We start from the raw sequence: 25,306 nt of genomic DNA, 5'->3' as shown, positions 1-25,306 counted from the left end.
CTCAGGCCTCTGGGAGCAGCATCTTCTGCCACCACACGATGTCGATCCACCGCCCGTGCTTGCGCCCGACCTCGCGCAGCACCCCCTGCCGCTCGAACCCGCACGCGCGGTGCAGCCCCTCGCTGGCGTCGTTCGGGAGCGCGATGCAGGCCAGCGCGGTACGCATACCCGCGGCGGTCATCCGGGCGAGCAGGTCGTCGTACAGGAGGCGGCCGAGGCCGCGACCGGTCGCGCCGGCGCCGAGGTAGACGGTGACCTCACGGGTGTGGTGGTACGCACCGCGGTCGCGGAAGGCGCCCGAGTAGGCGAAGCCGACGACCGGGCCGCCGGGCTCGGCCTCGGCGACCAGGAAGTGGTCGCCGGGGTGCGTCGAGGCGAGCTTGGCCTCCCACACCGAGCGGGCGGGCGGGTCGACGTCGAAGGTGGCGTGGCCCTCGGCCACCTCGCGGGCGTAGATGCCCGCGACCGCGTCGAGGTCCCCGTCGACGGCAGCCCGTACGACGGCCGCCATCACTCGTCCTTGAGCGAGGCGCCCTCGATCGCACCGAGGGGCTCCGCCGCGATGTCCGTACGCCGCTGCAGCCCGTCGAAGCGGATCAGGTCGGCCGCCGCGTAGGCCCGGGCGCGCGCGTCGGCGATGTCGTACCCGATCGCCCGGACCGCGACCACGCGGCCACCGGCGGTGACGAGCGAGCCGTCGGCGAGCGCCGTACCGGCGTGGATGACGTCGACGTCACTGACCCCGTTGGCCGCGCCGACCCCCGTGATGACGTCGCCCTTGGACGACGACTCCGGGTAGCCCGCCGACGCGAGGACGACGGTCACCGAGGCGGCGTCCCGGAAGACCGGCGCCGGCACCGACGCCAGCTCACCGCGGGCCGCGGCGGCGAGCAGCTGGCCCAGCGGGGACTCCAGCACGGCGAGGACCGGCTGGATGTCGGGGTCGCCGAAGCGGCAGTTGAACTCGATCACCCGCGGGCCGTCGGCGGTGAGCGCCAGGCCGACGTACAGGCAGCCGACGAAGGGGGTCCCGCGCCGGTTCATCTCGTCGAGGGTCGGCTGGACGACCTGCGCCATGACGACGGAGGCGAGGTCGGCGGGCGCCCACGGCAGCGGCGAGTAGGAGCCCATGCCGCCGGTGTTGGGGCCGCGGCCGCCGTCGAAGATCCGCTTGAAGTCCTGCGCCGGCTGCAGCGGGTACGCCGTCGCGCCGTCGCACACCGCGAACAGCGAGACCTCGGGCCCGTCGAGGAACTCCTCGATCACCACGCGCCCGCAGGCCGCCGCGTGCGCCGCGGCCTCGTCACGCGAGCGGGTCACCACGACGCCCTTGCCGGCGGCGAGCGCGTCGTCCTTGACGACGTACGGCGGGCCGAACGCGTCGAGCGCTGCCGCGACCTCGTCCGTGGTGGTGCAGGTGAAGGACCCGGCGGTCGGCACGCCGGCGGCGGCCATGACCTCCTTGGAGAACGCCTTGGACCCCTCGAGCATGGCGGCCGCCCGGGACGGCCCGAAGACCGCGATCCCCGCCGCGCGTACGGCGTCCGCGACGCCCGCGACCAGCGGCGCCTCGGGCCCGACCACCACGAGGTCGGCGCCGAGCTCGACCGCCAGCGCGGCGACGGCGGCACCGTCCATCGGGTCGACCGGGTGCAGCGTGGCGAAGGCGCCGATGCCGGGGTTGCCCGGGGCCGCGTGGACCTCGCTCACCCCGGGGTCGCGGGAGAGCGCGAGGGCGAGCGCGTGCTCGCGGCCGCCGGTGCCGATGACGAGGGTCTTCACGGACGTCGATCCTAGAAGCGGCGCGTCCGGCCCGCGACCGCGCACCCCTTTCGAGCGGGTTCCCGGGATGCAGATCCCCGTGAGCTTCCGGGGCAGCGAACGCGAACGGCCGTGGCGGACACCCGCCACGGCCGTTCGGTTGTTCGTGCGCGGGTCAGCGCAGCGGGTGCCGCACGACCGCCTGCTCGCGCTCGGGACCGACCCCGATCACCGAGATCTTGGCGCCGGAGCGCGCCTCGACGAACTCGACGTAGTCCTGCGCGTTCTTCGGCAGCTCCTCGAACGACCGGCAGCCCGAGATGTCCTCGGTCCAGCCCGGCAGGTTCTCGTAGATCGGTACGGCGTGGTGGAAGTCGGTCTGGTTGACCGGCATCTCGTCGTGGCGGACCCCGTCGACGTCGTACGCGACGCACACGGGCAGCTCGGCCAGCCCGGTCAGGGTGTCGAGCTTGGTCAGCACGAAGTCGGTGACGCCGTTGACGCGCGCGGCGTAGCGGGTGATGACGGTGTCCATCCAGCCGCAGCGACGCGGGCGGCCGGTGGTGGTGCCGTACTCCCAGCCGGCCTTGCGCAGGAACTCGCCGTTCTCGTCGTGCAGCTCGGTCGGGAACGGGCCCTCGCCGACGCGGGTCGTGTAGGCCTTGGCGATCGCGATGACCTGGTCGATCCGGGTCGGCGGGATGCCGGTGCCGGTGCAGGCGCCGGCGGAGATCGCGCTGCTGGACGTGACGAACGGGTAGGTGCCGTGGTCGACGTCGAGGAGGGTGGCCTGGCCGGCCTCCATCAGCACGACCTCGTCGCGGTCGAGGGCCTGGCTGAGCAGCAGCCCCGTGTCGCAGACGTACGGCGCGAGGCGGTCGGCGTGGCCGAGCAGCTCCTCGACGGTCTGCTCCACCGAGGGGGCCCGGCGGTTGTAGATCTTGGTGAGGATCTGGCCCTTGAGCTCGAGCGCGCCCTCGACCTTGGCGGTGAGGATCTTCTCGTCGAACAGGTCCTGGACCCGGATGCCGATCCGGTTCATCTTGTCGGCGTACGTCGGCCCGATGCCGCGGCCCGTCGTACCGATCTTGCGGGAGCCGAGGAAGCGCTCGGTGACCTTGTCGATCGTCCGGTTGTAGTCGGCGATGACGTGCGCATTGGCGCTGAGCTTGAGCCGGCTCGTGTCGACGCCGCGCGCCTCGAGGCCCTCGATCTCCTGGAACAGCACGTCGATGTCGACGACGACGCCGTTGCCGATGACCGGGGTGCAGCCGGGGGTGAGGATGCCGCTGGGCAGCAGGTGGAGGGCGTACTTCTCGTCACCGATGACGACCGTGTGGCCGGCGTTGTTGCCGCCGTTGAACTTCACCACGTAGTCGACCTGGCTGCCCAGGTGGTCGGTGGCCTTGCCCTTGCCCTCGTCGCCCCACTGGGCTCCGACGATCACGATTGCAGGCATCTGGTTGCTCCTTCGCTACAGACGGAGTCCCTCCGTCCGCGCGGACGGCTGCTCAACGCACCAGTTGTGTTGCTTCTTGCTCTCGGACATGCAAGAAGCCCCGGCAAGGACCGGGGCTCGTGCAGTCGGTCGCTTCGCTCCCCTGCTGCTGAAGCATTGCGGCGTCACGTTACCAAAACGCGACCTTCCCGCTAGATTCGGGGACAACGAGAACACGTTCTACTTTCCGACGACCAGGAGCGACCCATGGGCGCCAGCCGCGAGACCATCCTCGAGACCATCCAGAAGTACGTCGACCTCGTCGCCGGCGGCAGCTCCGCCGACGTCGTCGCGCTGTACGCCGACGGCGCCACCCTCGAGGACCCGGTCGGCTCCGAGGTGCGCACCACCCACGAGCAGATCGCGGAGTTCTACGGCACGCTCGACGGCCTGGAGCAGGAGGGCCGGCTGCTCTTCGCCCGGGTCGCGGGCAACGAGGCGGCGTTCGCCTTCGAGCTGGCGACCAAGGCCGGCGACCAGACCTACACGCTCGCGCCCATCGACGTGATGACCTTCGACGACGACGGCCGGATCACCAGCATGCGGGCGTTCTGGGCCGGCGAGGACATGGTCGTCAGCTGAGTCGCGCGGCCACCTCGGCGGTGACCGCACGGGCCAGCGTCTCGGCGGTGTCCTCCGCGCGCTCCGGGACGACGCCGTGGACGTCGCCCGCGGCGAGGAGGTCGAGCGCGCCGACCTTCTGCTGGGCCGCCATCTCGGCGGCCCGCGAGGGCTCGCCGTGCACGATCACGCTCGCGCCCTCGGGCGGCAGCGGCGAGAGCCAGCCGCGCTCGGTGGCCAGCACGGTCCGCGCCGGCAGCAGCGCCAGCGCGCCCCCGCCGCAGCCCTGACCGAGGATCACCGACACGGTCGGCACGGTCATCGTGACCAGGGTGGCGATGCAGCGCGCGATCTCGCCCGCGATCGCCCCCTCCTCGGCCTCCGGCGACAGCTCGGCGCCCGGAGTGTCGACGACGGTGACGAGCGGGAGACCGAGCTCCTGGGCGAGCTTCATCCCGCGTCGCGCCTCGCGCAGCGCGCCCGGTCCCATGGGCGTCGACGGGCTCTGCCGCGAGCGGTCCTGCCCGACCAGCACGCACGGCTGCCCGTCGAGCCGGGTCAGCGCGATGAGGACCGAGTCGTCACGCTCGCCCTCGTCGGTCCCCTTGAGCCGCAGGGTGCCCGCGGCGCCGTACCGGAGGAGGTCGCGGACGCCGACCCGACCGGGCGCCCGGGTGACCTCGATGTCCTCCCAGACCGGGTGGTCGAGCAGCGTGCCCGCGACGACCGGCGTACGCCGCTCCAGCACCGGCGCGGTCGCCGGGGCGACCAGCACGCCGAGCGCGTGGTCGACCAGCGCGGGCAGCTCCTCGGCCGGGATGACCGCGTCGATGACCCCCTTGGCGGCGAGGTTCTCCGCCAGCTGCACGCCCTCGGGGAACGGGCGGCCGTTGAGCGCCTCGAACACCTTCGGCCCGAGGAAGCCCACCAGCGCCCCCGGCTCGGCGACGGTGATGTGCCCCAGCGAGCCCCACGAGGCGAACACCCCGCCGGTCGTGGGGTGGCGCAGGTGCACGAGGTAGGGCAGCCCGGCCGCGCGGTGCTCCATCAGCGCCCGGGAGATCTCGATCATCTGCACGAACGCGCGGGTGCCCTCCTGCATCCGGGTCCCGCCCGAGGACGTGCTCGCCAGGACGGGCAGGCCCTCCGCGGTCGCCCGTCGCACGGCGGCGGCGATGCGGGTCGCCGCCGCGACTCCGATCGACCCCGCCAGGAACCGGAACTCGTTGACCACGAACGCCACCGGCCGCCCCCGCACCGTGCCCCGCCCGGTCAGCACGGACTCGTCGGTCCCGGCCTTCTCGGCGGCCGCCCGGAGCTCGGCCTGGTAGGCCTCGGCGTGGCCGGAGATGTCGACCGGGGTGTCCCACGACTCGTAGGAACCGTCGTCGAGGACGAGGTCGATCAGCTCACGGGCGGTCCAGCGGCGAGAGGCGCTCATGCCCGGCACCCCATCACATCCCGGAGCGGTCGGCGTGGGCAACAACTGCCGAAATGCCCAGCGCACCGCGACTCACTGCTGCCCGAGGACGCCGGCGAGCCCGGCAAGAAGTCCGAGCGCGAGAGCACGGAGCACGGTGCGTGCCGTACTGGGACGGCGTCCGGCGAAGCAGCCGCAGGGCGCGTCGGGTGCCGTGCGGAGCTGTCGAGCGACGTACCCGGCCAGCGCCAGGTAGACGGTCGCCACCGCTGCAGCCGTCACCGTGTACGCCGGCCCCCAGCGATCGGCACCCGCCGCGACCGCCAGTACTGAGCTCAGCACACCGAGGACGAGCTCCACGACGGGGAACAGCGCGGCAACCGTGCCCGTGAGCCGGTACGGCAGCACCTGGTGCGCCACCAGGACAGCATGAAATCGAGGGCGCCCCGCAAGATGCAGGACGGCCGACCACCCAGGAGCGCACTCGGCACGAGGAGCGCCAGCACGACGACGCAGGTCACCGGCGCACTCCCGCCGGCCGTCGCCCGATCGACGATTTGCGCATTGCTTCCCCTTCGGAGACGGATTCTGGCAATTCGCCTGGCACGGTAGTCACCCCCAGCACAGGCAGGTGAATCCATGGCCACGACCGAGTTCACGACCGCGGACGGCAGGCGCCTTCGGATGGCGAGCCTGACGGCGGAGTTCCCCCATCCCTGGGACGAGATCGTCAAGGTGAGCAACCGCGTTCTCGACGGCACCGTCCCCGACGAGCTGCAGATCCGCGATGTCTTCATCGCGCCGCGCGGCAATGCCGACGGGATCCTGGAACACGTCCTCGATGCCGAGGTCACCCAGGTCCTCCAGGCAGGCGGCGGAACCATCCACGTCGCGGAGAGCCGGCGTCCCGACCTGCAGGGCATCGCGTTCTGGCGGGGCGACCACCACGAGGCGCTGGTGTGGCTGCCTGCGGAGGACGAGGGCGGCTACGTCGATCCGCTCCGCGGGCTCAGCGGCCTCGTGTTCGTCGACCATCCCACCGGCCCCGAGGTCCGCGCCGCGGCCGGGGAGGACTGGCTGATCAGGCCGGGGCACCTCGGGATCCACGTCCCGGGGGTGGGCTCGCTCTCTCTGCGCCCCGCCGAGGACGCGCTGGCCCAGATCCCTGCCTGGTCGGGCCGGGTCGTCGACGTCGGCGAGCTGTGGAAGGTCAACTACGACGACGAGGAGTCGATCGCGGACTCGACCTACTTCACGCTCGCCACGCCGACCCTCGTCGCCAGCCTGTTCCCGGAACACCCCGATCCGACCGGCCGCTTCACCGCTGCCCTGAGCTTCCTCGCCGGTCTCGGCGAGCTGTCGCTGAACTAGGAGGTCCGTCATGACGATCGACATCGACACCGTCCCCTCGGCGACCGAGGCGCCCGCCCGCACCGACCGGTCGCAGGTCCGTGCGGACGTCGTCGCCCGGCACTTCGGCCGACGGTCCCTGCTCAAGTCCGTCTTCGCCCTCGGCGTGGCGGTCGGTCTCGTGTCGCTCGAGGGCGTCGCACGTCTGTCGCGGTCCTACGCCGCGCCGTCGAACTGGGGCGATTGCCCCAACTGGAAGGACCGCCCCGGAGCCGCTGATGACTGGAAGAAGTGCAACCCCGATGGGGCCGCCAGTGGATACATCAGCGGCGACTACTGCGACAGCACCGGCTACCACCGGTCGGGCCAGGACGGCGACGCGCCCTACAACTTCACCCAGTACTCGCGAGAGCCGCGCTGCCTCAGCCGCAACGCCTGGGTCTGGCGCACCGACGGCCACCGACCGGAACCACGCGATCGACGCTGCTCCGACGGGCGGGTCCGGCGGTTCAACAACGGCCGCCAGGTCTTCACCCATGCATCCACCTGTCAGCGGCTGCTGCCTTGGCGCTTCCCGCCGAGCTGACCGATAGCTGTCACGATGGAACGACTAGCTCCACGGGTCTCGTCGATCGTCGCTGTCGCGACGCTGGCGCTGACCTCCTGCACCGGACCGACGGCACCCGAAGGTGATCGGGACCGGCGACCGACCTCGACGCCGCCGGCGACCACAGCCACGGCGGTCGACAAGATCCGCGTCCCCGACCGCCTGGTCACGGAGCTCCGCGACACCGGGCCGGTGCCCGGCATCGATCGGGATCTCCTGCGGCTCGACCTCCGCGACGCCCGGAACGCGCCCGCGCTGGTAGACGCTCCCGTGCCACACGGCCTGCTCACCGCCACCCAGGAGTCCTGGACCGAGAAGGACCATGAGCCGCTGGGCGTCGACCCGGTCCACCAGGTCTTCATCGTCACCCCGGACGCGCAGTGGCGCCGCATCCCCTTGGACGACTACGGCACGTTCCACAGCGAGCCGGTGCCCACACTGAGCCCGGACGGCCGACAGGTCGCGATCTCCGAGGGCGGCAACCGGGCGATGGTGGTCATCGACCTGGCCACCGGCGAGCACCGGCGCTACCCGACCCCGACCAGGGACCCGGTCTTCGTGCAGTGGTCTCCCGAGGGCGACGCGTTGAAGTTCGTGTCGCGCAACAAGGCCCTGTCGCTCGGGTACGAGCTGGACCTGCGCACGGGCAAGGTGAGCGAGACGGCGTACGGCGTCGTGGGGGCCACCTACGTCAGGAACCGGCGCACGGTTCTCGAGGTGGGCGCGGACCCGGCCGGCGACGGCCAGATCCGGCGCTATCGCGACGGGGTGCGGGTGGGTGCCCAGCCGCTGGAGTACCCCCGGCTCCTGGGCCCCTCACCTCGGGCCCGTCGCTACCTCGCGTTCGGGCACGACGCGACCAAGCGCACCCGGGCACAGGGCGACCGCGACGGTGTGGTGGTGGTCGATCCGCGCGACGGCCGCCTCGTCGGGCTGCTGACGGCGGACGGCTTCCGGCGCACCTGGACCTCCCCGGAGACCTGGATCACTCCCGCGGTGCTGGCCGTCGTCAGCTCGCGTCCCGGGATCGTGCGGGTGTGGAACGTCGAGACCGGCACGACGGAGCGGCTCGCCCAGTTCCGCAACCGGGGGATGCACGTGTCCCTGGCCTCCGAGCAGGTCGCGGCGCTTCTCCGCAAGGGCCGCCGATGACGCCGTTGGTCGCCGTGGTGGTGCTCCAGGGCGTCGCCCTGGTGCTGGTGGTCCTCGCACTCGTCGGGCTGCAGCAGAACCTGCGCCGCCTGGAGCGACGGGTCGGACGTGCGGGCGCGCGCCGTCGCGGTGCGACCGAGCTGACCGCGCTGCGGCCGCTGGACGGCGCGAACCTGTCGTGCGTTCTGCTGGTGTCGGACCACTGCCCGATCTGCGCCTCCGTGCTGCCGGCGTTCATCGAGCCCGGGGGCGCCGACCGATCCGTCGAGCGGCTGGTGCTCTCCCGCGTCGACCTGACCCAGCACGACGTGGGGCCGCTCCGCACCGTCGTCGACCGCGATCTGTACGACGCACTCGATCCCGGCTGGCAGCCCGCCCTGGCGGTGGTGGACGCCGGTGGCGAGGTCCTGGCGATCCGCCCGGCGGGCTCGGTCGATGCGGTCCGGGCCGTCCTCGGCACGGCCGCAGAACGGGCCGGCCGATGACGCCCGACCGGGCCCGGTCCGCGATCCACCATCCGGCGACCCCGGCGGTGGGGCTCGCGGTGGCCGCGCTCGTGGTCGCGCAGACCGATCTGGCCGCGCCGAGCGGGACCACGCCCCTCGGTACCTGGCTGGTGCTGGCGCTCGCCGCGGGCTATGCCATCTCCGGCAGCGTTTGAAGCCACAACTCAGCGATGCTGGCCTCGTCGGTCTGGCGGGGTACTTCCCAGGGATGGTTCATCGGCGGGCTCGTCGTCGGCGGCACCGCGACGGCGACATTGATCGCAGCGCTCGGCTCCCTGCCACGCGCCGTGCTCCCGGACGCGGTCGTCGCCGGTGCCGTGGTGGTGCTGCTCGGCCTGGTGCTGCTCCACGAGCTCGGGGCGCTGCACCTACGGCTCCCCCAGAATGCCCGCCAGGTGCCGGAGCGGATCGTCGAGGCAGGGCCTCGGTTCGGCGCTCTCCAGTTCGGACTGGAGATGGGCACCGAGATGCGGACCTACCTCACCAGCGCGGCGCCGTACGCCCTGCTCGCCCTCGTGGCGCTGGTCGCCGGCCCCGTGGAATTCCTGGTTGCGGGAGCCGGGTTCGGGGGCGGCCGGGCGTTGATGACACTGGCGCGCAACGGTCACCCGCAGCCACCCGAGTGGGACCGTCTCCTCGCCGAGCACGACGTCGTCCTCCGCCGCTGCCTCGTCCTCCTGGTCGTCGCTCTCGCGGCCGTCCTCGTCTGGATCCGACTCATCCGCTGAGCCCAGCGCCCTCAGCCCCGCAGGTACGTCAGCACCGCCGACACCCGCCGGTCACTCTCCGGATCCAGGTCCAGCTTGGCGAAGATCCCGCCCACGTGCTTGCGCACCGCCGCCTCGCTCACCACCAGCTGCTCGGCGATCGACCCGTTCGTGCGCCCCTCCGCCATCAGCGAGAGCACCTCGCGCTCGCGCTCGGTGAGGGCCGACAGCGGTCCGTCGTCGCGGCGGCGGGCGAGGAGCTGGCGGACGACCTCGGGGTCGACGACGAGGCCGCCGGCGGCGACCCGGTCGATGCTGTCGAGGAACTCGCGGACGTGGCCGACGCGGTCCTTGAGGAGGTAGCCCATGCCGCCGGGGCCGGGGGCGTCGAGGAGGCCGTCGAGGTAGGCGTCGGCGACGTACTGGGAGAGCACGAGGATGCCGATCGAGGGGTGGGAGGCGCGGATGGCGGCGGCGGCGCGCAGGCCCTCGTCGGAGTGGCCGGGGGGCATGCGGACGTCGGTGACGACGAGGTCGGGCGGGTCGTGGCGGACGTACGCCAGGAGGGCGTCGGCGGTCTCGACGGCGGCGAGGACCTCGTGGCCGGCGCGCTCGACGATGCCGACCAGGCCCTCGCGCAGGAGGGCGAGGTCCTCGGCGATCACGACACGCATCGCGGGCACTCCATCCTGACCTCGGTCGGCCCGCCGTCGGGGCTGCGTACGGTCAGGGTGCCACCGAGGGCGTCGAGGCGGGTCACCAGGCCGGCCAGGCCGCTGCCGGCGCCGATCCGGGCGCCGCCGGTGCCGTCGTCGGAGACGGTGACGACGAGGTGCTCGTCGTGCAGCCAGCCGCTGACCTGGGCCGTGCGGGCGCCGGAGTGGCGGGCGACGTTGGTCAGCGCCTCGCTCACCACGAAGTACGCCGCGCCCTCGACCGGCTCCGGCAGCCTCGGGGCCTCGATGCGCACGGTGACGGGGATGGGCATCCGGTCCGCCACCTCCCGTACGGCGGCCGCGAGGCCGAGGTCGACGAGCACCCGCGGGTGGATACCCCGGACCGCCTCGCGCAGGTCCGCCAGGGCCGCCTCCACCTCACCGTGCGCCTGCCGGACCAGGTCCAGCCCCGGCCCCTCCGGTACGTCGAGCTCGGCCCGGCCGAGCGTCATGCTGAGCGCGACCAGCCGCTGCTGGACGCCGTCGTGGAGGTGCCGCTCGATCCGCTTGCGCTCGGTCTCGAAGGCGTCGACCAGGTCGAGCCGGGAGCGGCGGAGCTGGCCGATCCGCTGCTCCAGCTCGCGCTCCCCCGGCGCCAGCAGCAGCCGGGCCAGCGCCGACTGCCCGGCGGCGAGCAAGGTCAGCGCGTAGGCGCTGAGGACGTAGGCGATCGGCGCCCCGATCAGCGCCATCGGCAGCGCCTCGCCGAACGACTCGACGGTCCAGGCGAAGACGACGACCTGGTCGGCGGCGGCGAGCAGCGGCGCGAGCAGGAAGGCGCCGGTGAGCAGGACCGCGTTGAACACCACGATCGCGTCGACCAGCCAGAACAGCGTGACCAGCAGGACGACGTACCCGGCCTCGCGACCCGACGGCGGCTCGCCGCGGCGCTGGCGCACCCAGGCCCGCACCCCGCGGCCCGCCACCGGCGGACGGGGGACGCCGAGCGGCGGCGCGTCCGGCTGGACGACGCGCAGCCGGCGCCGCTCCAGGGCGAGAACGGCGACGCACAGCACCGGGATCGCGCCGATGATGACGAAGCCGACCACGAGGACCGCGGTCAGGGCGCCGGCCATCAGCAGCCCGAGCAGGACGAGGAGGAGCGCGAGGCCGACGACCGCCGTACCGGCGAGGTAGGCGAGCGAGCGCCACGGCCACGACGACAGCAGGAACCGGACCGGGTTGCCGCGCAGGGCACTCCAGGCGGTCTCCGGTCGGGGCATGCGGCCAGCCTAGGGAGCCGGTGCCCCCATCAGGGGTAGCGCACGCGCTACCCCTGATCTCGCGTGCAGGCCAGCGCGCGCGGGCCTCGCGGCGACGACGCTCGATGCATGACCACAGCGACCCTCGCCCCGCCCGCGATCGTCCTCGACGGCGTCGCGCGCAGCTACGGCTCCCGCGCCGGCCGCGTCGACGCGCTCCGGGGCGTCACGCACGCCTTCGCCCCCGGGAGCTTCACCGCGATCATGGGTCCGTCCGGCTCCGGCAAGTCGACGCTCCTGCAGTGCGCCGCCGGGCTCGACCGGCCGACGTCGGGACGGGTCCTCGTCGCCGGTCACGACCTCGGGCGGCTCTCGGAGGCCGCGCTGACCCGGCTGCGGCGGGACGCGATGGGCTTCGTGTTCCAGGCCTACAACCTGCTGCCCGCGCTCACCGCGCACGACAACGTCGCGCTCCCGGCCCGGCTTGCCGGCCGGCGTCCGGCGCGCGGGGAGGTCGCGGCGGCGCTGACCCGGGTCGGGCTGGAGACCCAGCAGCGCCGGCGTCCCGCCGAGCTCTCCGGCGGCCAGCAGCAGCGGGTCGCGATCGCGCGGGCGCTGGTGACCCGCCCCCAGGTCGTGTACGCCGACGAGCCGACCGGCGCGCTCGACCGGACCACCGGCCGCCAAGTGCTCGAGCTGCTCCGCTCGACCGTCGACACCGAGGGCCTGACCGTGGTGATGGTGACCCACGACCCCGTCGCGGCGTCGTACGCCGACAGCGTGCTGTTCCTCGAGGACGGCCTCGTCGTCGGGCACCTCGCCCGCGGCACCGCCGCCCAGATCGCCGCCGCCATGAGCGAGCTGGAGCGCTGATGCTGGCCACGATCCGCCTCGGTCTCGCCTCCGTGCGCGAGCACCGGGCGCTCTACGCCGGCTCGTTCGTCGCGGTCGCGCTCGGCGTCGCGCTGATCGCCGGGGTCGTCGTGCTGACGATCTCGATCGGCGACCAGGGACCGGAGGTCCAGGACACGCTCTCGCTGCTCGGCGTGGTGGCCGGCTTCGCCGGGTTCATGGCGATCTTCGTCGTGTCGAGCACCTTCGGGTTCACCGTCACCGCGCGGCGCCGCGAGCTCGGCCTGCTGCGCCTCGTCGGCGCCACCCCCCGCCAGGTACGCCGCCAGGTCCGCGTCGAGGCCCTCGTCGTCGCCGTGCTGGCCGCGGTCGCGGGCGCGGCGCTGGGCCAGCTCGTCGCGCTGGCGCTCGCCGTCCTCCTCGCCGCCCAGGACGTGACGCCCGAGCGGGTGCCGCTCACCTGGAACCTGCTCCCCCTGGCGATCTCGGCCGGCTGCGGCGTCGTCGTCGCGCTGCTCGGCGCGTGGGCGGCGTCCCGCCGGGCCGCCAAGGTGGCGCCGGCCCAGGCCCTGCGCGAGGCCACCGACACGGGCCGCCGGGTCGGCGTGGTCCGCGGCATCGTCGGCACGCTCTGCCTCGTGGGCGCCGCCGCCATGCTCGTCGGGATCCGCGCGGGCGACCCGCTGCTGGCGCTGATGCTGTCGATCTTCGTGCCCGAGCTGGTCGTGGTCGGGCTGGTCTGCTGGGGCCCGGTGCTGCTCCCGCTGCTGGTGCGCGTGCTGACGCTGCCCTTCCGGGAGCACCCGGTGCTCGGGCTGGCCCGCGAGAACGTCGGCAACCAGGCCCGTCGTACGACCTCGCTGGCGGCGCCGGTGCTGGCGATCTCCGCGATCGCGGGCTCCCTGATCCTCAGCCTCAGCTTCGCCGCCGACTGGGACCAGGGCATCACCCGCCAGCAGCTCGCCGCCCCCGTCGTCGTCACCGACACCCAGCGCGCCCCCCGCGCACCCGAGGCGGGTGTCGTCGACGGCCGCAACGCCGTCGCCCTCGCGACCGGGGGCGAGGCGGCGAGCGACTGGACCGCCGAGGGCATCGACCCCGGGACCGCCGTCGCCACCCGCGGCCTGCGCACCCACGAGGGCGACCTCGACCGGCTGACCGGCCGGACGATGGCGATCAGCCGCTCCGCGGTCTTCGACGCCGGCTTCGGGCTCGGCTCGCAGGTGCGGGTGCGCTTCCCCGACGGCGCGCGGATGCGGCTGCGCGTGGTCGCGATCGTCGAGGACGCGGCGACCCTGCACGAGGACGTCCTGCTCCCCCGCCGGCTCGCCCGCGCCCACGGCGCGAAGCCGACCGGCACCTGGTTCGTGCTGCCCGCGCCGGGCGTCGACGCCGCCGGGCTGCGCACGGCGCTCCGGGACCGGGGCACCGGCGACGTGCTCACCGCCGAGCAGTGGATCGCCCGCGTGGACCGGGCCCAGCGCGACCAGAACCAGGTCGGCCTCATCGCGATCCTCGGTCCCACCGGGCTCTACGCCGGCATCGCGATCGCCAACACCCTGCTCATGGGCACCCTGCAGCGCCGCCGGGAGTTCTCGGTGACCCGGCTCGTCGGCGCGACCGCGGCCCAGGTACGCCGGATGGTGCTCGCCGAGTCCGCGATGGTCGCCGGCGCCGCGCTCCTGCTCGGCTCGGCGGTCACGGTGACCGTCGCCGCACTGCTCCGGGCGCCGATGACGGCCGGGCTGGACGACGTACCGCTGACGGTGCCGTGGGGCAGCCTGCTCGCCATCGCCGTCGCCTGCGCGGTGGTGACGGTCGTGGCCGCGGTGCTGCCCGTATCGTGGCTGCGTGGCCACCCCTCCGCTGTTGCTGATCACCAACGGTGACGCCGGGACGGCGGACCAGGAGGCGGTCGAGGCCGCGCTCGCCGTGCTCCGCGCACCGGCCGGCGCCGACGTCGAGGTGCGGGCCACGTCCAGCCCCGACGAGCTCGCCGACGTGCTGGCCGAGGCGGGCGAGCGCCGGGTCGTCGTGGCCGGCGGCGACGGCAGCATCCACGCCGTCGTCCAGGCGCTCCACACCCGCGGCGACCTCACCGGCCGCACGCTCGGGCTGATCCCGCTCGGCACCGGCAACGACTTCGCCCGCACCCTCGGCCTCCCCCTCGACCCGGCCGAGGCGGCCGCGGTCGTCGTCGCCGGGACCACCCGGCCGACCGACCTCGTCGTCGACGAGGACGAGGCCGTCACCGTCAACAGCGTCCACCTCGGCGCCGGCGCCGAGGCCGGCAAGCGCGGCGCCCGCTGGAAGGAGCGGCTCGGCAAGGTCGGCTACCCGATCGGCGCCGTGCAGACCGCACTCAACCCGCCGAGCCTGCGCCTGCGGGTCGAGGTCGACGACACCGTCGTGGTGGACGTCGACCGCCCGGTGCTCATGGTCGCGGTCGGCAACGGCGCCTCGGTCGGCGGCGGCACCGAGCTCACCCCGGAAGCGGACCCCCACGACGGCCTGGTCGACGTCCTCGTCGCGACCCCCGTCTCCCCCTTGGCCCGGCTCGGCTACGTGCTGCGGCTGCCGTTCGGCCGCCACGCGGAGCACTCCGACGCGGCGATCGTCCGCGGCCGGACCGTCCGGGTCAGCGGCGCGGCCTTCGACTGCAACAGCGACGGCGAGATCGACGGGCCGGTACGGTCCCGGACCTGGCGGGTGCTGCCGGCGGCGTACTCGATGGTGGTGCCGGGCAGGTAGAACCCTAGGCTTGGGCCCGTGGCACGAGGACAGCGCAACCAGCAGGGCGACCAGCAGCAGGCCCCCAGCGACTGGGTGACCCGGACCGCCGACCTGGCGCTCCGGCACGCCGAGTCCGTCAACGGCGGGACGCTGCCCGAGCTCGTCACGTGCGCGTCCGGCATCAGCCCCTCGGGCCCGATCCACCTCGGCAACCTGCGTGAGTTCCTCACCGTGCACTTCGTCGCCGAGGAGATCCGCCGCCGCGGCATCAACGTCCGGCACCTGCACAGCTGGGACGACTACGACCGGTTCCGCAAGGTCCCCGCCGGCGTCGACCCGTCGTGGAGCGAGCACATCGGCCGCCCGCTGTCCGCCGTCCCCGACCCGACCGGCGAGTTCGCGAGCTGGGGCGAGCGCTACAAGGCGCCGCTGCGGGCCGCGCTCGTCGAGATGGGCTGCGAGATGGTCGAGGTGGACCAGACCGAGATGTACACCTCGGGCGCCTACCGCGACCAGGTGCTCACCGCCATCCGCAAGCGCGGCGAGATCGAGTCGGTCATGGCGCAGTTCCGTACCAAGAAGACCGACGACGCGCCCGCCGACGACGAGGGCTCCACCGAGGGCGACCTCGCCCGGTTCCCCTACAAGCCCTACTGCCGCGGCTGCGGTCGCGACACCGTCACCCTCACGTCGTACGACGACGAGACGACCGACCTGGCCTACACCTGCGACGTGTGCGGCGACTCCTACGTCACCAACGTGGCGACCCAGAACGAGGGCAAGCTCGTCTGGAAGGTCGACTGGCCGATGCGCTGGACCTACGAGGGCGTGCACTTCGAGCCCGGCGGCGTCGACCACGCGAGCCCCGGGTCGTCCTACACCGTCGGCAAGGCGATCGTCGCCCCCGTCTTCGGCGGCTCCGCGCCGTCGTTCGTCGGCTACTCGTTCGTCGGCGTGGCCGGCATGCCCAAGATGTCCTCGTCCAAGGGCGGGGTGCCCACCGCGGCCGAGGCGCTGCGCATCCTCGAGGCGCCGATCCTGCGCTGGCTCTACGTGCGCCGCCAGCCCAAGCAGGCCTTCAACGTCGACTTCGGCCAGGAGGTGCTGCGCCTGTACGACGAGTGGGACGCGCTGACCAAGAAGGCCGCGATCCCCGAGAAGCGCGACGCCGCGGTGCTCGCCTGGGAGCGGGCGTCCGCGACCTCGACCGCGGGCACGCTGCCGACGCCGGCGGTCGTCGTACCGTTCCGGATGCTGTCGTCGGTCGCCGACGTCACCGCCGGGTCCCGCGAGATCACCGCCGCCACCGTCGGCGCGACCGAGGCCGACCTGGCCCCGCGGCTCGAGAAGGCCGCCACCTGGATCACCGACTACGTCGACCCCGAGGACCGTACGACGGTCCGCGAGGCCCCCGACACCGCCCGCCTCGCCGCGCTCGACGAGGCCGAGGCGCGCTGGCTGGGCCTGCTGCTCGACGGCCTCCCGGAGTCCTTCGACACCGAGGCGCTGACCACGCTGATCTACGGCGTCCCCAAGGTCGCCCGCGGGCTCGCCGCCGAGGACGCGCCGACCGACGAGGTCAAGGCCGACCAGAAGGCGTTCTTCAAGTTGCTCTACGAGCTCCTCGTCGCCGCCGAGCGCGGCCCGCGGCTGCCCACGCTGTTCGCGGCGCTGGGGGTCGACGACGTGCGCAGGCTGCTGACGCCCCCGGCATAGAGCCGGCACCCCGGGGTAGGGGCAGCCCATGATCGACGACTTCCTCGTCCCGGTCACCGCGGCCGGCCTGATCGACGTGATCGAGCAGATGTCCGGCCTGCCGTGGCCCGAGAACGGCGGCACCTGGATCCCCTGGGAGATCGACGGGTGCGAGGGCGAGACCGGCGATATCGCGCACGTCCTCGGGATCGGCGCGACCGCCGACCCCGCGCGGCTGCGCGAGCTGACCGCGCCGCTGGTCCGGCTGGCCGACCAGCACTGGATCGTCCGCTACCGCTTCGACGCGAGGCTCTACACCGACCGGGAGGCGAGCGACCCCCGGATCGCCCCGGCCGCCGCCCTCCGGTCGATGGGGGTCGACACCGCCCCCTGGTGGAAGCACGGCGACGACGCGGTGCTGCTGGTCGACAACGGCGCCGCGGCCGTCGTCCTCGTGCTGCCGGCGCAGTGGCTCGAGGGGCCGAGCCCGGCGGAGCAGGAGGTGATCGACTCCCCGCTCGTCGCCGACCTCCTCTCCCGCGAGGAGCGCCGGGTGCTGAGCGCGGTGTGGGAGGTCCTGCGGACCCGTGACCCCGACGTGCTCCGGCCGCTGGCGGCGGCACGCGTCCGCATCGACAGCGCCACCGAGGACCTCGGGCTCGGCGGCGCGCTGGTGAGCAACGACAGCCACCTCGCCCACGCCCTCGACCGGATCCGGCTCTTCGAGGAGGGGCGCTGCCTGTGCGCGGCCTATCCCGGGCACTCCTTCTACCAACCGGCCAAGGAAGAGGCCGCCGGGCACGTCCGCATCGAGGAGGTCGTCCCGGTCCTCGTCAACGGACGGCCCGACCGGCCGCGGCACCTCTGCGCGTGCACCGGCTGCGGGCAGCGGTGGGACGTCGAGGAGGGCGAGTACCACTACCCGTGGTGGAAGTGGACCGCGCTGGAGGCCTAGCCGCTAGCTGCCGAGCAGCTCGTCGTACGCCGTCGGGCTGGAGTCGCGCAGGAACGACGAGCAGCGCTCCCACTCGTCGGTCTCGCCGATCGCGCGCGCGGCGATGGCCAGCAGGCCGAGGGCGCGCAGGAAGCCGCGGTTGGGCTCGTGCTCCCACGGGACCAGGCCGTGGCCCTTCCAGCCGTTGCGGCGCAGCGTGTCGAGCGAGCGGTGGTAGCCGACGCGCGCGTAGGCGTAGACCGTCACGTCGTCGGCACCGCCGTCGCGGGCCTGCTCGGCGAGGGTCGCCCAGGCCAGCGGCGAGGCCGGCAGCCGCCGTACGACGGCCGCGGGGGTCTCGCCGGCCGCGAGCAGCTCGGCAGCGGGGTCGACGGGGAGGTGGGTGGGCGGAGGGCCGGCCATCAGGTCGGCACCGGGGGTGAGGCTCATGTGTTCATTCTGGCCCGCACCCGAAGCGGTGTCGGCGGGCGGGTGTTCACTGGACTCGTGACTCGGAGCGCTCCCACCACGCCTGCCTCGACCCCGACAGGTCAGGTCGCCAACCCCTGGCCCGCGCTGTGGGCGCTCGTCATCGGCTTCTTCATGATCCTGGTCGACCTGACCATCGTCACCGTCGCGACGCCGACGATCATCGAAGAGCTCGACGCCTCGGTCAACGACGTCGTCTGGGTCTCCAGCGCCTACATGCTGGCGTACGCCGTCCCGGTGCTCATCACCGGACGCCTCGGCGACCGGTTCGGCGCGAAGTACCTCTACCTGGGCGGCCTCACGGTCTTCACGCTCGCCTCCCTGTGGTGCGGCCTGACCACGACCGTCGAGGGACTCATCGTGGCGCGCGTCGTCCAGGGCCTCGGCGCCTCGATGATGACGCCCCAGACGATGGCGATCATCACCCGGATCTTCCCTGCCGCCGAGCGCGGCCGGGCGATGGCGGTGTGGGGCGCGACGGCCGGCGTCGCGCTCGTCGTCGGGCCGATCCTCGGCGGGGTGCTGACCGACGGGCTCGGCTGGGAGTGGATCTTCTTCGTCAACATCCCCGTCGGCGTCCTCGCCTTCGCCCTCGCGCTGCGCTACGTCCCCGCGCTGCCCACCCACCAGCACCACTTCGACTGGATCGGCGTCGTGCTCTCGGGCGGGGCGATGTTCCTGCTCTGCTTCGGCATCCAGGAGGGCCACCAGAAGGACTGGGCGGGCTGGATCATCGCGATGATCGCCGGCGGCGTCGTGCTGCTCGTGCTGTTCCTCGTCTGGCAGCGGCTCAACCGCACCGAGCCCCTGGTCCCCCTCAGCCTGTTCGCCGACCGCAACTTCGCCGTCTCCAACGTCGCGATCACCTGCATGGGCGCGATCGCCGCGTCGTTCGGCTTCCCGCTGATGCTCTACGCCCAGGCCGTGCGCGGCTACTCCCCCACCCAGGCCGCGCTGCTCATGCTGCCGATGGCCGTCATGTCGATCTTCCTGGCCCGCCTGGTCGGCTCGCTCTCCGACCGGCTGCACCCGCGCAAGGTCCTCGGCTTCGGCTTCGGCGTCAGCCTGGTCGGCTTCCTGCTCCTCATCTGGCGCCTGGCCCCGGGCGTCGCCGTCTGGGAGCTCGCGATCCCGATGGCCCTGATCGGCGTCGGCAACGCCTTCATCTGGGCGCCGACCGCGACCACCGCCAACCGCAACCTCCCGATACGCCTGGCCGGAGCCGGAGCCGGCATCTACAACGCCACCCGCCAGGTCGGCTCGGTGCTCGGCGCGGCCGCGATCGCCGTACTGATGGACGGGCGGCTGGCCCACTACCTCCCCGGCGCCGCCGCCCACGGCGACGCCGGCGCGGCCCAGATCGCCGACCCGCACGCCGCGGACCTGTTCAGCAAGGCCATGCAGCAGTCGATGTGGCTGCCCGCGGCGATGTACGCCGTCGGGCTGGTCGCCGTGATGTTCTACGAGCGGCCGCAGCACGCGGGCTTCGGCGAGCGGAGCGCGGCCGGGACCTGACAGGATCCAGCGCGTGCCGCCGCCTCCCCAGCACGACCAGCCTCCCCCGACGACCAGCCACCGATGGTCGGCCCGGATCGTGGGGGCCGTCGTCATCGTCGTGCTCACCTTCCTGATGACCGTCGTGCTCGCGGACGAAGCCGGGGTGACGCGGTGGCTGTGGCCGCTGCAGCTCTCCGCGACCATCGTCGGCGGCGGCCTCGCGTGGCTGAGCTCGCGCCGCGAGTCCTGGAACGTGGCATCCCGGCACGGCACGTGGGTCGCCACGGCAGGCGCCGGCGTGTTCGTCCTGCTGATCAAGGTGGCCCAGGCGCGGGGCGACTTCTACTTCGCGCTGGCGGGGTTCACCGGCGGTGTTGCGATGCTGGTGCTGTTCTTGCACCAGGCGAACGTCGAGGCGGGCGACGACGACCCCGAGGACTCCTAGGACAGCACGAACCCGAACAGCGGGCTGTCCGGCGGCACGATCTCGACCCGCAGCCGCGAGTCCGCCATCCGGGCGAGCAGCCAGTCGAGGTCGCCGCGCGACTGCATCTCGATGCCGACCAGCGCCGGACCGGTCTCGCGGTTGTTGCGCTTGGTGTACTCGAACAGCGTGATGTCGTCGTCGGGCCCGAGGACGTCGTCGAGGAAGCGGCGCAGCGCGCCGGGCTCCTGCGGGAACTCGATGAGGAAGTAGTGCTTGAGCCCCTCGTGGACGAGCGCGCGCTCGACGATGTCGGCATAGCGCGAGACGTCGTTGTTGCCGCCGGAGACCACGACGACGACGCGGCTGCCGGGGGCCAGGTCGGCGAGGCCGGGCAGGCCGCCGTCGACGCGCAGGGCGGCCGGGGCTAGGGCGCCGGCAGGCTCGGCGATGATGCCGTCGACCTGGTAGAGGTCGAGCATCTCGACGCAGATCAGGCCCTCGGGGACGGCGGCGACGGTCAGGTCGACGGACGCGCGGGCGGCCGCGACGGCCGCATAGGTCAGGTCGCCGACCCGGCGGACGGCGGCGCCGTCGACGAAGGGGTCGACGCCGTCGAGCTCGACGGGGCCGCCGGCGTCGAGGGCGGCCGCGAGGGAGGCGGCGCCGGAGGGCTCGGCGGCGACGACGCGGACGCCGGGGAGCCGCTCGGCGAGGACGGTGAGGCAGCCGGCGACGAGGCCGGCCCCGCCGACCGGGAGGACGAGGGCGTCGGGCTGCCAGCCGAGCTCGGCCGACTGGGCGAGGATCTCGGCGGCGACGGTGCCCTGGCCGGCGACGATGCCCGGGTGGTCGAACGCCGGTACGACGCTCGCCCCCGAGGCCGCGGCGAAGTCGGCCGCGGCGACGGCCGCGTCGTCGTACGCCTCGCCGGCGATGACGACCTCGACCTGGTCGCCGCCGAGCGCGGCGACGCGGTCGCGCTTCTGCCGGGGCGTGGTGCGGGGCAGGAAGATCGTGGCGTGGACGCCGGCCCGGGCGCAGGCGAAGGCGACGCCCTGGGCGTGGTTGCCGGCGCTGGCGCAGGTCACCCCGCGCGAGCGCTCGTCCGCGGAGAGCCCGGCGAGGACCGTGTAGGCGCCGCGGGCCTTGTAGGACCGCACCGGGGTGAGGTCCTCACGCTTGAGCCAGATGTCGAGCCCGGTCAGCGCGGAGAGCCGGTCGGCTCTCCGCAGCGGGGTCGGCGGGATCACCGAGCCCAGCAGCGCCGCCGCCCGGTCGACGTCCGCGGCGGTGGGAAGCGACGCGGACACCGTCAGCCGACGGTCTTGCCGGCCGAGCGCAGGTTCTCGCTGGCCTCGACGATGCGGGCGGCCATGCCGGCCTCGGCGGCCTTGCCCCAGGCGCGCGGGTCGTAGGCCTTCTTGTCGCCGACCTCGCCGTCGATCTTGAGCACGCCGTCGTAGTTGCGGAACATGTGGTCCGCGGCGGGCCGGGTGAAGGCGTACTGGGTGTCGGTGTCGACGTTCATCTTCACGACGCCGAAGTCGACGGCCGCCGCGATCTCCTCGGCCGACGAGCCGGAGCCGCCGTGGAAGACCAGGTCGAACGGCTTGGAGCCGGCCGGCAGGCCGAGCTCGGCGACGACGGCCGCCTGGGCGTCGCGCAGGATCTCGGGACGGAGCTTGACGTTGCCCGGCTTGTAGACGCCGTGCACGTTGCCGAAGGTCAGCGCGGTCAGGTAGCGGCCCTTGTCCCCGATGCCGAGTGCGCGCACGGTGGCCAGCGCGTCCTCGGGGGTGGTGTAGAGCTTCTCGTCGATGGCGCCGACGATGCCGTCCTCCTCGCCGCCGACCACGCCGACCTCGATCTCGAGGATGATCTTGGCCGCGGCCGCCTTGGCGAGCAGCTCCTCGGCGATCTGGAGGTTCTCGTCGAGCGGCACGGCCGAGCCGTCCCACATGTGCGACTGGAACAGCGGCGCCTCACCCCGGGCGACGCGCTCGGCGGAGATCGCCAGCAGCGGCCGGACGAAGCCGTCGAGCTTGTCCTTGGGGCAGTGGTCGGTGTGCAGCGCGATGTTGACGGGGTAGCTCTTGGCGACCTCGGCGGCATAGGCGGCGAAGGCGACCGAGCCGGTCACCATGTCCTTGACGGACGGACCGGAGAGGTACTCCGCACCGCCGGTCGACACCTGGACGATGCCGTCGGAGCCGGCGTCGGCGAAGCCCTTGAGCGCCGCGTTGAGGGTCTGCGAGGACGTCACGTTGATGGCCGGGAAGGCGAACGAACCCGCCTTGGCGGCGTCGAGCATCTCGGCGTACTTCTCAGGGGTGGCGATGGGCATGCTGGCTGGCTCCTGCGCGGGGTCCGGTTACGACCACATCAACCTACCGTGACAACCGATCGCTGTCGGCCTGCGTATCCCTGGTTGAGTGAGTCGAGGTCGTCCGGACGGAGGCCGCCGTCGCGAGCGTCGCGAGGCGCGCGCAGCAGGCGGCCTCCGTCCGGACGACCGATACATCCCCCTGGAGGAACCATGCAGGACATCAAGGACGTGCTGGACGCCGAGCTGCACACACCGCCGGCGCCCACCTTCGACGTCGCCACCACCCTCGGCGCCGGCCGTCGCGCCGTACGACGCCGCCGGCTCGCCGCGGGCGGTGCGGCCCTGGCGCTGGCGCTGGTCGTGGGCGGCGCGGGCGTGGCGGTGACCTCGCAGTTCACCGGTGGGCAGGGCACCGACCCGGTCCAGGTCGCGGCGGGGGTCTCCGACGAGGGGCTCGCGTCGACGGACCGGTTGGTCGACGAGTCGCCGGCGGGCTACGACCCCCAGGACGACGACGTGATCCTGGTCCGCAGCGGGTGGGAGGTCGTCGAGCGGGTCGAGGACCCGGTGACCGGGATGAGCCCCGCCGCCGGCGGCGGGACGATCGCCGACTCGACGGGGTTGGCGCTGCGCAAGGGCGCGACGACCACGTGGGTCGTGCTGTGGCGCTCCGCCGAGAAGGGCGAGAAGCCGACCTCGCAGGGCGGCGGCGGGGCGGCCGAGACGGAGGCGAAGTCCGGCTACGACACCCTCACCGGCTGGCTCGACCACCAGAAGACCCTGGCGTTCACCGGGACCGCCCGGTGAGGCGCGCCGAGCGCGAGGCGGCGTACGTCGAGTTCGCCACCACCCGCCGCGACCAGCTGCGCCGGATCGCCTACAGCATGTGCGGCGACTGGCACCGCGCCGACGACCTGGTGCAGACCGCCCTCGTCCGCCTGTACGTCGCCTGGCCGCGCGTCGCGCGCAGCGGCACCGAGGAGGCCTACGTCCGCAAGATCCTGCTCAACGCGGCGATCGACGAGTCCCGCCGCGCCGTACGCCGGGAGCGGCCGACCGACGAGCTGCCCGAGGTCGCGGCGCCGGCCGGGGTGAGCGTCGAGGACCGCTCGTCGCTGGTCGCCGCGCTCCAGGAGCTGCCGGTGCAGCAGCGGGCGACGGTCCTGCTGCGACACTGGCTGGGGCTGTCGGTGGCCGAGACGGCGGCCGAGCTCGGCATCTCCGAGGGCACGGTCAAGAGCCACACCTCGCGGGGGCTGACCGCGCTGCGCGGCTACCTGGAGGAGCCCTCCGAGTTCGAGAGCGCCTGACACCTCCGGTCGCGGTGCCGGCCCTCGCCCGGCTCCTGGCGTCAGCCCGGACGTACGTCCGGGTTCTTCGGTCTGGCAACTGACTCGAGTAGACAGGTCTTGTGCCGAGGTTCATCGTGCTGAGGCAGGAGGCCTCGGCGGAGCGGACCGCAAGGGCCGCAATCGCTCGCTGAGGAGCAAGCTCATGAGGCTCATTCGCATCAAGTGGGGAAGGGTCGCGGCAACCATGGCGGCGACGTTGATTGCTCTCGTCGCGCTGTTGGTGGCCACCATCTCGCCGACGTGGGCGTGGGTGACCACCGCGCCTGCGGGTGCGCCGGTCAACTTCGTCGGCACAGGGATCACCTTCACCGACATCCCGACCGCCCAGACCATCAGTTGTACGACGTTCACCCGGGCTGGTGCCGTCAGTGTGCCGGCGGGCACCAACGCCGCCTACGGGGCGAGTGTGGCGAACCTGACCACCGCAAGCATCTCGGGATGTACCAACCCGATCATCGGCTCCTGCACCATCACGGCCACGACGACCTGGGGATTCGCTTTGACGGCCGCCCCGACCGGGGGCGTGTGGCCGGCACGGTTCACCAACGTCAAGCTCGTCGTGTCGTGCACAGGATGTGTCTTCACCATGGAAGGCGTCATCAACGGCAAGTTCGACCGCAACAGCGCCTCGCCGACCTATCAGCGCTTCACGCCGGTGACCGGGCCGTCGGGGCTGGTGGTCTCCGGAAGCCCGGCGCCGAGCGGCCCGAACTGTGTCATCTTCGATGTCCTTCCGGGAGACGACGTCGAGGTCGGTGGCTACTGGACCAACACCGGGACGCCGATCTGACCCGACCCCGGCGGCGCAGCGCCTAGCCCCGCCAGGCCGCGTCGCTGCTCAGGTCCGCGTGCTGGCGCACCCAGGCGTGCATCGCGATGGCGGCCGCGGCGGAGGCGTTGATCGAGCGGGTGGAGCCGAACTGGGCGATCGAGAAGGTCCCGTCGCACGTCGCGCGGGCGGCCTCCGAGAGCCCCGGCCCCTCCTGCCCGAAGAGGAAGCAGACCCGCGCGGGGAGGTCCATCGTCTCGAGGTGGGCCGACCCGGGCAGGTTGTCGATGCCGAGCAGCGGGACGCCCTGCTCGGCCAGGTAGGCGTGGAGCTCGGCGACGGTCGGGTGGTGCCGGACGTGCTGGTAGCGGTCGGTGACCATGGCTCCGCGCCGGTTCCAGCGGCGGTTGCCCACGATGTGCACCTCCGCGGCGAGGAAGGCGTTGGCCGAGCGGACGATGGTCCCGATGTTGAAGTCGTGCTGCCAGTTCTCGATGGCCACGTGGAAGCCGTGCCGACGCCGGTCGAGGTCGGCGACGATCGCCTCGACGCTCCAGTACCGGTACCGGTCGACCACGTTGCGCCGGTCGCCCTCGCGCAGCAGCTGCTCGTCGTACACCTCGCTGCCGGGGCCCTCGGGCCAGGCGCCGGGCCACGGTCCGAGGCCCACCTCGGGGGGTCCGTGGGGCATCGGGTCGTACGGCGCGCGCTCCTCCCGATCCACGAACCGCACCCTATCCGTCACACCGTTG

Annotated in this window: 28 protein-coding genes; 17 read left to right on the top strand and 11 right to left on the bottom strand. The window is 73.2% G+C overall.

What is annotated here, in order from left to right; translation table 11 throughout:
• Window position 1 precedes the first annotated feature (1 nt).
• From CCO04_RS04325 to CCO04_RS04315, 3 genes are all read right to left on the bottom strand, one after another.
• Complete coding sequence (locus CCO04_RS04325; RefSeq protein WP_215812839.1) at window positions 2-511, bottom strand: GNAT family N-acetyltransferase; 510 nt, start codon at window positions 509-511, stop codon at window positions 2-4.
• Window positions 511-1,782, bottom strand: a complete 1,272-nt coding sequence (gene purD / locus CCO04_RS04320) for a phosphoribosylamine--glycine ligase (RefSeq protein WP_215812838.1) — start codon at window positions 1,780-1,782, stop codon at window positions 511-513. Before purD ends, CCO04_RS04325 begins: the two co-directional genes overlap by 1 nt.
• Before the next feature lie 154 nt (window positions 1,783-1,936).
• A complete protein-coding gene (locus tag CCO04_RS04315) occupies window positions 1,937-3,220 on the bottom strand; it encodes an adenylosuccinate synthase (protein WP_215812837.1) in 1,284 nt (427 codons plus the stop codon).
• Between the two features lie 246 nt (window positions 3,221-3,466).
• On the opposite strand from CCO04_RS04315, the gene CCO04_RS04310 reads away from it, so the two are divergent.
• A complete protein-coding gene (locus CCO04_RS04310; protein ID WP_215812836.1) occupies window positions 3,467-3,841 on the top strand; it encodes a nuclear transport factor 2 family protein in 375 nt (124 codons plus the stop codon).
• Here the strand turns inward: CCO04_RS04310 and CCO04_RS04305 are convergent.
• Complete coding sequence (locus tag CCO04_RS04305) at window positions 3,834-5,261, bottom strand: carboxyl transferase domain-containing protein (RefSeq protein WP_215812835.1); 1,428 nt, start codon at window positions 5,259-5,261, stop codon at window positions 3,834-3,836. The two genes, CCO04_RS04310 and CCO04_RS04305, sit on opposite strands and share 8 nt — an antisense overlap.
• A 72-nt stretch (window positions 5,262-5,333) precedes the next feature.
• Window positions 5,334-5,699, bottom strand: a complete 366-nt coding sequence (locus CCO04_RS04300; protein WP_256448402.1) for a MauE/DoxX family redox-associated membrane protein — start codon at window positions 5,697-5,699, stop codon at window positions 5,334-5,336.
• 225 nt (window positions 5,700-5,924) lie between these two features.
• Here CCO04_RS04300 and CCO04_RS04295 point away from each other — a divergent pair, with 225 nt between their 5' ends.
• The 6 genes from CCO04_RS04295 to CCO04_RS04270 are packed head-to-tail and all read left to right on the top strand — an operon-like array spanning window position 5,925 to window position 9,583.
• Window positions 5,925-6,611 (top strand): hypothetical protein, encoded by a 687-nt coding sequence (locus tag CCO04_RS04295; protein WP_215812833.1) that lies wholly within the window; start codon window positions 5,925-5,927, stop codon window positions 6,609-6,611.
• A gap of 10 nt (window positions 6,612-6,621) precedes the next feature.
• The gene (locus tag CCO04_RS04290; RefSeq protein WP_215812832.1) at window positions 6,622-7,176 is read left to right on the top strand and encodes a hypothetical protein; all 555 of its coding nucleotides are present in this window, start codon (window positions 6,622-6,624) and stop codon (window positions 7,174-7,176) included.
• 15 nt (window positions 7,177-7,191) lie between these two features.
• Window positions 7,192-8,349 (top strand): hypothetical protein, encoded by a 1,158-nt coding sequence (locus CCO04_RS04285; protein WP_215812831.1) that lies wholly within the window; start codon window positions 7,192-7,194, stop codon window positions 8,347-8,349.
• Window positions 8,346-8,834, top strand: coding sequence for a hypothetical protein (locus CCO04_RS04280; RefSeq protein WP_215812830.1), 489 nt, complete (start codon window positions 8,346-8,348; stop codon window positions 8,832-8,834). Before CCO04_RS04285 ends, CCO04_RS04280 begins: the two co-directional genes overlap by 4 nt.
• Window positions 8,831-9,010, top strand: a complete 180-nt coding sequence (locus tag CCO04_RS04275) for a hypothetical protein (protein ID WP_215812829.1) — start codon at window positions 8,831-8,833, stop codon at window positions 9,008-9,010. Before CCO04_RS04280 ends, CCO04_RS04275 begins: the two co-directional genes overlap by 4 nt.
• 15 nt (window positions 9,011-9,025) lie before the next feature.
• Entirely contained in the window at window positions 9,026-9,583 is a 558-nt protein-coding gene (locus tag CCO04_RS04270; protein ID WP_215812828.1) for a hypothetical protein, read from the top strand.
• Window positions 9,584-9,594: 11 nt separating this feature from the next.
• Here CCO04_RS04270 and CCO04_RS04265 read toward each other — a convergent pair whose 3' ends face one another.
• Window positions 9,595-10,236 carry a response regulator transcription factor gene (locus CCO04_RS04265; RefSeq protein WP_215812827.1) on the bottom strand — a complete coding sequence of 214 codons (642 nt, stop codon included), beginning with the start codon at window positions 10,234-10,236 and terminating at the stop codon, window positions 9,595-9,597.
• On the bottom strand, window positions 10,224-11,501 hold the full coding sequence (locus tag CCO04_RS04260; RefSeq protein ID WP_215812826.1) for a sensor histidine kinase: 1,278 nt from the start codon (window positions 11,499-11,501) through the stop codon (window positions 10,224-10,226). The genes CCO04_RS04265 and CCO04_RS04260 overlap by 13 nt, the downstream gene beginning before the upstream one ends.
• 108 nt (window positions 11,502-11,609) lie before the next feature.
• Here CCO04_RS04260 and CCO04_RS04255 point away from each other — a divergent pair, with 108 nt between their 5' ends.
• The 5 genes from CCO04_RS04255 to CCO04_RS04235 are packed head-to-tail and all read left to right on the top strand — an operon-like array spanning window position 11,610 to window position 17,715.
• Window positions 11,610-12,353, top strand: a complete 744-nt coding sequence (locus tag CCO04_RS04255; RefSeq protein ID WP_215812825.1) for an ABC transporter ATP-binding protein — start codon at window positions 11,610-11,612, stop codon at window positions 12,351-12,353.
• Entirely contained in the window at window positions 12,353-14,221 is a 1,869-nt protein-coding gene (locus CCO04_RS04250; RefSeq protein ID WP_215812824.1) for an FtsX-like permease family protein, read from the top strand. Before CCO04_RS04255 ends, CCO04_RS04250 begins: the two co-directional genes overlap by 1 nt.
• Entirely contained in the window at window positions 14,184-15,083 is a 900-nt protein-coding gene (locus CCO04_RS04245) for a YegS/Rv2252/BmrU family lipid kinase (RefSeq protein WP_308281123.1), read from the top strand. Before CCO04_RS04250 ends, CCO04_RS04245 begins: the two co-directional genes overlap by 38 nt.
• Window positions 15,084-15,101: 18 nt before the next feature.
• Entirely contained in the window at window positions 15,102-16,781 is a 1,680-nt protein-coding gene (lysS, locus tag CCO04_RS04240) for a lysine--tRNA ligase (RefSeq protein ID WP_215812823.1), read from the top strand.
• 28 nt (window positions 16,782-16,809) lie between these two features.
• On the top strand, window positions 16,810-17,715 hold the full coding sequence (locus tag CCO04_RS04235) for a hypothetical protein (protein ID WP_215812822.1): 906 nt from the start codon (window positions 16,810-16,812) through the stop codon (window positions 17,713-17,715).
• A gap of 3 nt (window positions 17,716-17,718) precedes the next feature.
• Here the strand turns inward: CCO04_RS04235 and CCO04_RS04230 are convergent, their stop codons facing one another.
• Window positions 17,719-18,144, bottom strand: a complete 426-nt coding sequence (locus tag CCO04_RS04230) for a DUF3151 domain-containing protein (RefSeq protein ID WP_215812821.1) — start codon at window positions 18,142-18,144, stop codon at window positions 17,719-17,721.
• Between the two features lie 57 nt (window positions 18,145-18,201).
• On the opposite strand from CCO04_RS04230, the gene CCO04_RS04225 reads away from it, so the two are divergent.
• Complete coding sequence (locus tag CCO04_RS04225; protein ID WP_308281122.1) at window positions 18,202-19,698, top strand: DHA2 family efflux MFS transporter permease subunit; 1,497 nt, start codon at window positions 18,202-18,204, stop codon at window positions 19,696-19,698.
• A gap of 13 nt (window positions 19,699-19,711) precedes the next feature.
• Entirely contained in the window at window positions 19,712-20,125 is a 414-nt protein-coding gene (locus tag CCO04_RS04220; RefSeq protein WP_215812819.1) for a hypothetical protein, read from the top strand.
• On the opposite strand, the gene ilvA is transcribed toward CCO04_RS04220, so the two are convergent.
• Complete coding sequence (gene ilvA / locus CCO04_RS04215) at window positions 20,122-21,417, bottom strand: threonine ammonia-lyase IlvA (RefSeq protein ID WP_308281121.1); 1,296 nt, start codon at window positions 21,415-21,417, stop codon at window positions 20,122-20,124. The two genes, CCO04_RS04220 and ilvA, sit on opposite strands and share 4 nt — an antisense overlap.
• Before the next feature lie 2 nt (window positions 21,418-21,419).
• Entirely contained in the window at window positions 21,420-22,451 is a 1,032-nt protein-coding gene (gene fbaA, locus CCO04_RS04210; RefSeq protein WP_215812818.1) for a class II fructose-bisphosphate aldolase, read from the bottom strand.
• A gap of 192 nt (window positions 22,452-22,643) precedes the next feature.
• Here fbaA and CCO04_RS04205 point away from each other — a divergent pair, with 192 nt between their 5' ends.
• From CCO04_RS04205 to CCO04_RS04195, 3 genes are all read left to right on the top strand, one after another.
• Window positions 22,644-23,240, top strand: coding sequence for a hypothetical protein (locus CCO04_RS04205; RefSeq protein ID WP_215812817.1), 597 nt, complete (start codon window positions 22,644-22,646; stop codon window positions 23,238-23,240).
• A complete protein-coding gene (locus CCO04_RS04200) occupies window positions 23,237-23,743 on the top strand; it encodes a SigE family RNA polymerase sigma factor (protein WP_215812816.1) in 507 nt (168 codons plus the stop codon). Before CCO04_RS04205 ends, CCO04_RS04200 begins: the two co-directional genes overlap by 4 nt.
• A 184-nt stretch (window positions 23,744-23,927) precedes the next feature.
• Window positions 23,928-24,575 carry a hypothetical protein gene (locus CCO04_RS04195; protein ID WP_215812815.1) on the top strand — a complete coding sequence of 216 codons (648 nt, stop codon included), beginning with the start codon at window positions 23,928-23,930 and terminating at the stop codon, window positions 24,573-24,575.
• A gap of 22 nt (window positions 24,576-24,597) precedes the next feature.
• Here the strand turns inward: CCO04_RS04195 and CCO04_RS04190 are convergent, their stop codons facing one another.
• Window positions 24,598-25,245 (bottom strand): RNA methyltransferase, encoded by a 648-nt coding sequence (locus tag CCO04_RS04190; protein WP_215812914.1) that lies wholly within the window; start codon window positions 25,243-25,245, stop codon window positions 24,598-24,600.
• Window positions 25,246-25,306 lie beyond the last annotated feature (61 nt).

Source organism: Pimelobacter sp. 30-1 (assembly GCF_018831735.1).
Classification (GTDB): Bacteria; Actinomycetota; Actinomycetes; order Propionibacteriales; family Nocardioidaceae; genus Nocardioides.
The sequence above is the reverse complement of the archived record's forward strand: the minus strand, read 5'-3'. Positions and strand labels throughout refer to the sequence as shown.

Bases quoted from the DNA above. Each gene is read 5' to 3' on its own strand.
- CCO04_RS04325 (WP_215812839.1), bottom strand. From the start codon at position 511: ATGGCGGCCGTCGTACGGGCTGCCGTCGACGGGGACCTCGACGCGGTC.
- CCO04_RS04315 (WP_215812837.1), bottom strand. From the start codon at position 3,220: ATGCCTGCAATCGTGATCGTCGGAGCCCAGTGGGGCGACGAGGGCAAG.
- CCO04_RS04310 (WP_215812836.1), top strand. From the start codon at position 3,467: ATGGGCGCCAGCCGCGAGACCATCCTCGAGACCATCCAGAAGTACGTC.
- CCO04_RS04305 (WP_215812835.1), bottom strand. From the start codon at position 5,261: ATGAGCGCCTCTCGCCGCTGGACCGCCCGTGAGCTGATCGACCTCGTC.
- CCO04_RS04295 (WP_215812833.1), top strand. From the start codon at position 5,925: ATGGCGAGCCTGACGGCGGAGTTCCCCCATCCCTGGGACGAGATCGTC.
- CCO04_RS04290 (WP_215812832.1), top strand. From the start codon at position 6,622: ATGACGATCGACATCGACACCGTCCCCTCGGCGACCGAGGCGCCCGCC.
- CCO04_RS04285 (WP_215812831.1), top strand. From the start codon at position 7,192: ATGGAACGACTAGCTCCACGGGTCTCGTCGATCGTCGCTGTCGCGACG.
- CCO04_RS04280 (WP_215812830.1), top strand. From the start codon at position 8,346: ATGACGCCGTTGGTCGCCGTGGTGGTGCTCCAGGGCGTCGCCCTGGTG.
- CCO04_RS04275 (WP_215812829.1), top strand. From the start codon at position 8,831: ATGACGCCCGACCGGGCCCGGTCCGCGATCCACCATCCGGCGACCCCG.
- CCO04_RS04270 (WP_215812828.1), top strand. From the start codon at position 9,026: ATGCTGGCCTCGTCGGTCTGGCGGGGTACTTCCCAGGGATGGTTCATC.
- CCO04_RS04265 (WP_215812827.1), bottom strand. From the start codon at position 10,236: ATGCGTGTCGTGATCGCCGAGGACCTCGCCCTCCTGCGCGAGGGCCTG.
- CCO04_RS04260 (WP_215812826.1), bottom strand. From the start codon at position 11,501: ATGCCCCGACCGGAGACCGCCTGGAGTGCCCTGCGCGGCAACCCGGTC.
- CCO04_RS04255 (WP_215812825.1), top strand. From the start codon at position 11,610: ATGACCACAGCGACCCTCGCCCCGCCCGCGATCGTCCTCGACGGCGTC.
- CCO04_RS04250 (WP_215812824.1), top strand. From the start codon at position 12,353: ATGCTGGCCACGATCCGCCTCGGTCTCGCCTCCGTGCGCGAGCACCGG.
- CCO04_RS04235 (WP_215812822.1), top strand. From the start codon at position 16,810: ATGATCGACGACTTCCTCGTCCCGGTCACCGCGGCCGGCCTGATCGAC.
- CCO04_RS04230 (WP_215812821.1), bottom strand. From the start codon at position 18,144: ATGAGCCTCACCCCCGGTGCCGACCTGATGGCCGGCCCTCCGCCCACC.
- fbaA (WP_215812818.1), bottom strand. From the start codon at position 22,451: ATGCCCATCGCCACCCCTGAGAAGTACGCCGAGATGCTCGACGCCGCC.
- CCO04_RS04205 (WP_215812817.1), top strand. From the start codon at position 22,644: ATGCAGGACATCAAGGACGTGCTGGACGCCGAGCTGCACACACCGCCG.
- CCO04_RS04195 (WP_215812815.1), top strand. From the start codon at position 23,928: ATGAGGCTCATTCGCATCAAGTGGGGAAGGGTCGCGGCAACCATGGCG.
- CCO04_RS04190 (WP_215812914.1), bottom strand. From the start codon at position 25,245: ATGCCCCACGGACCCCCCGAGGTGGGCCTCGGACCGTGGCCCGGCGCC.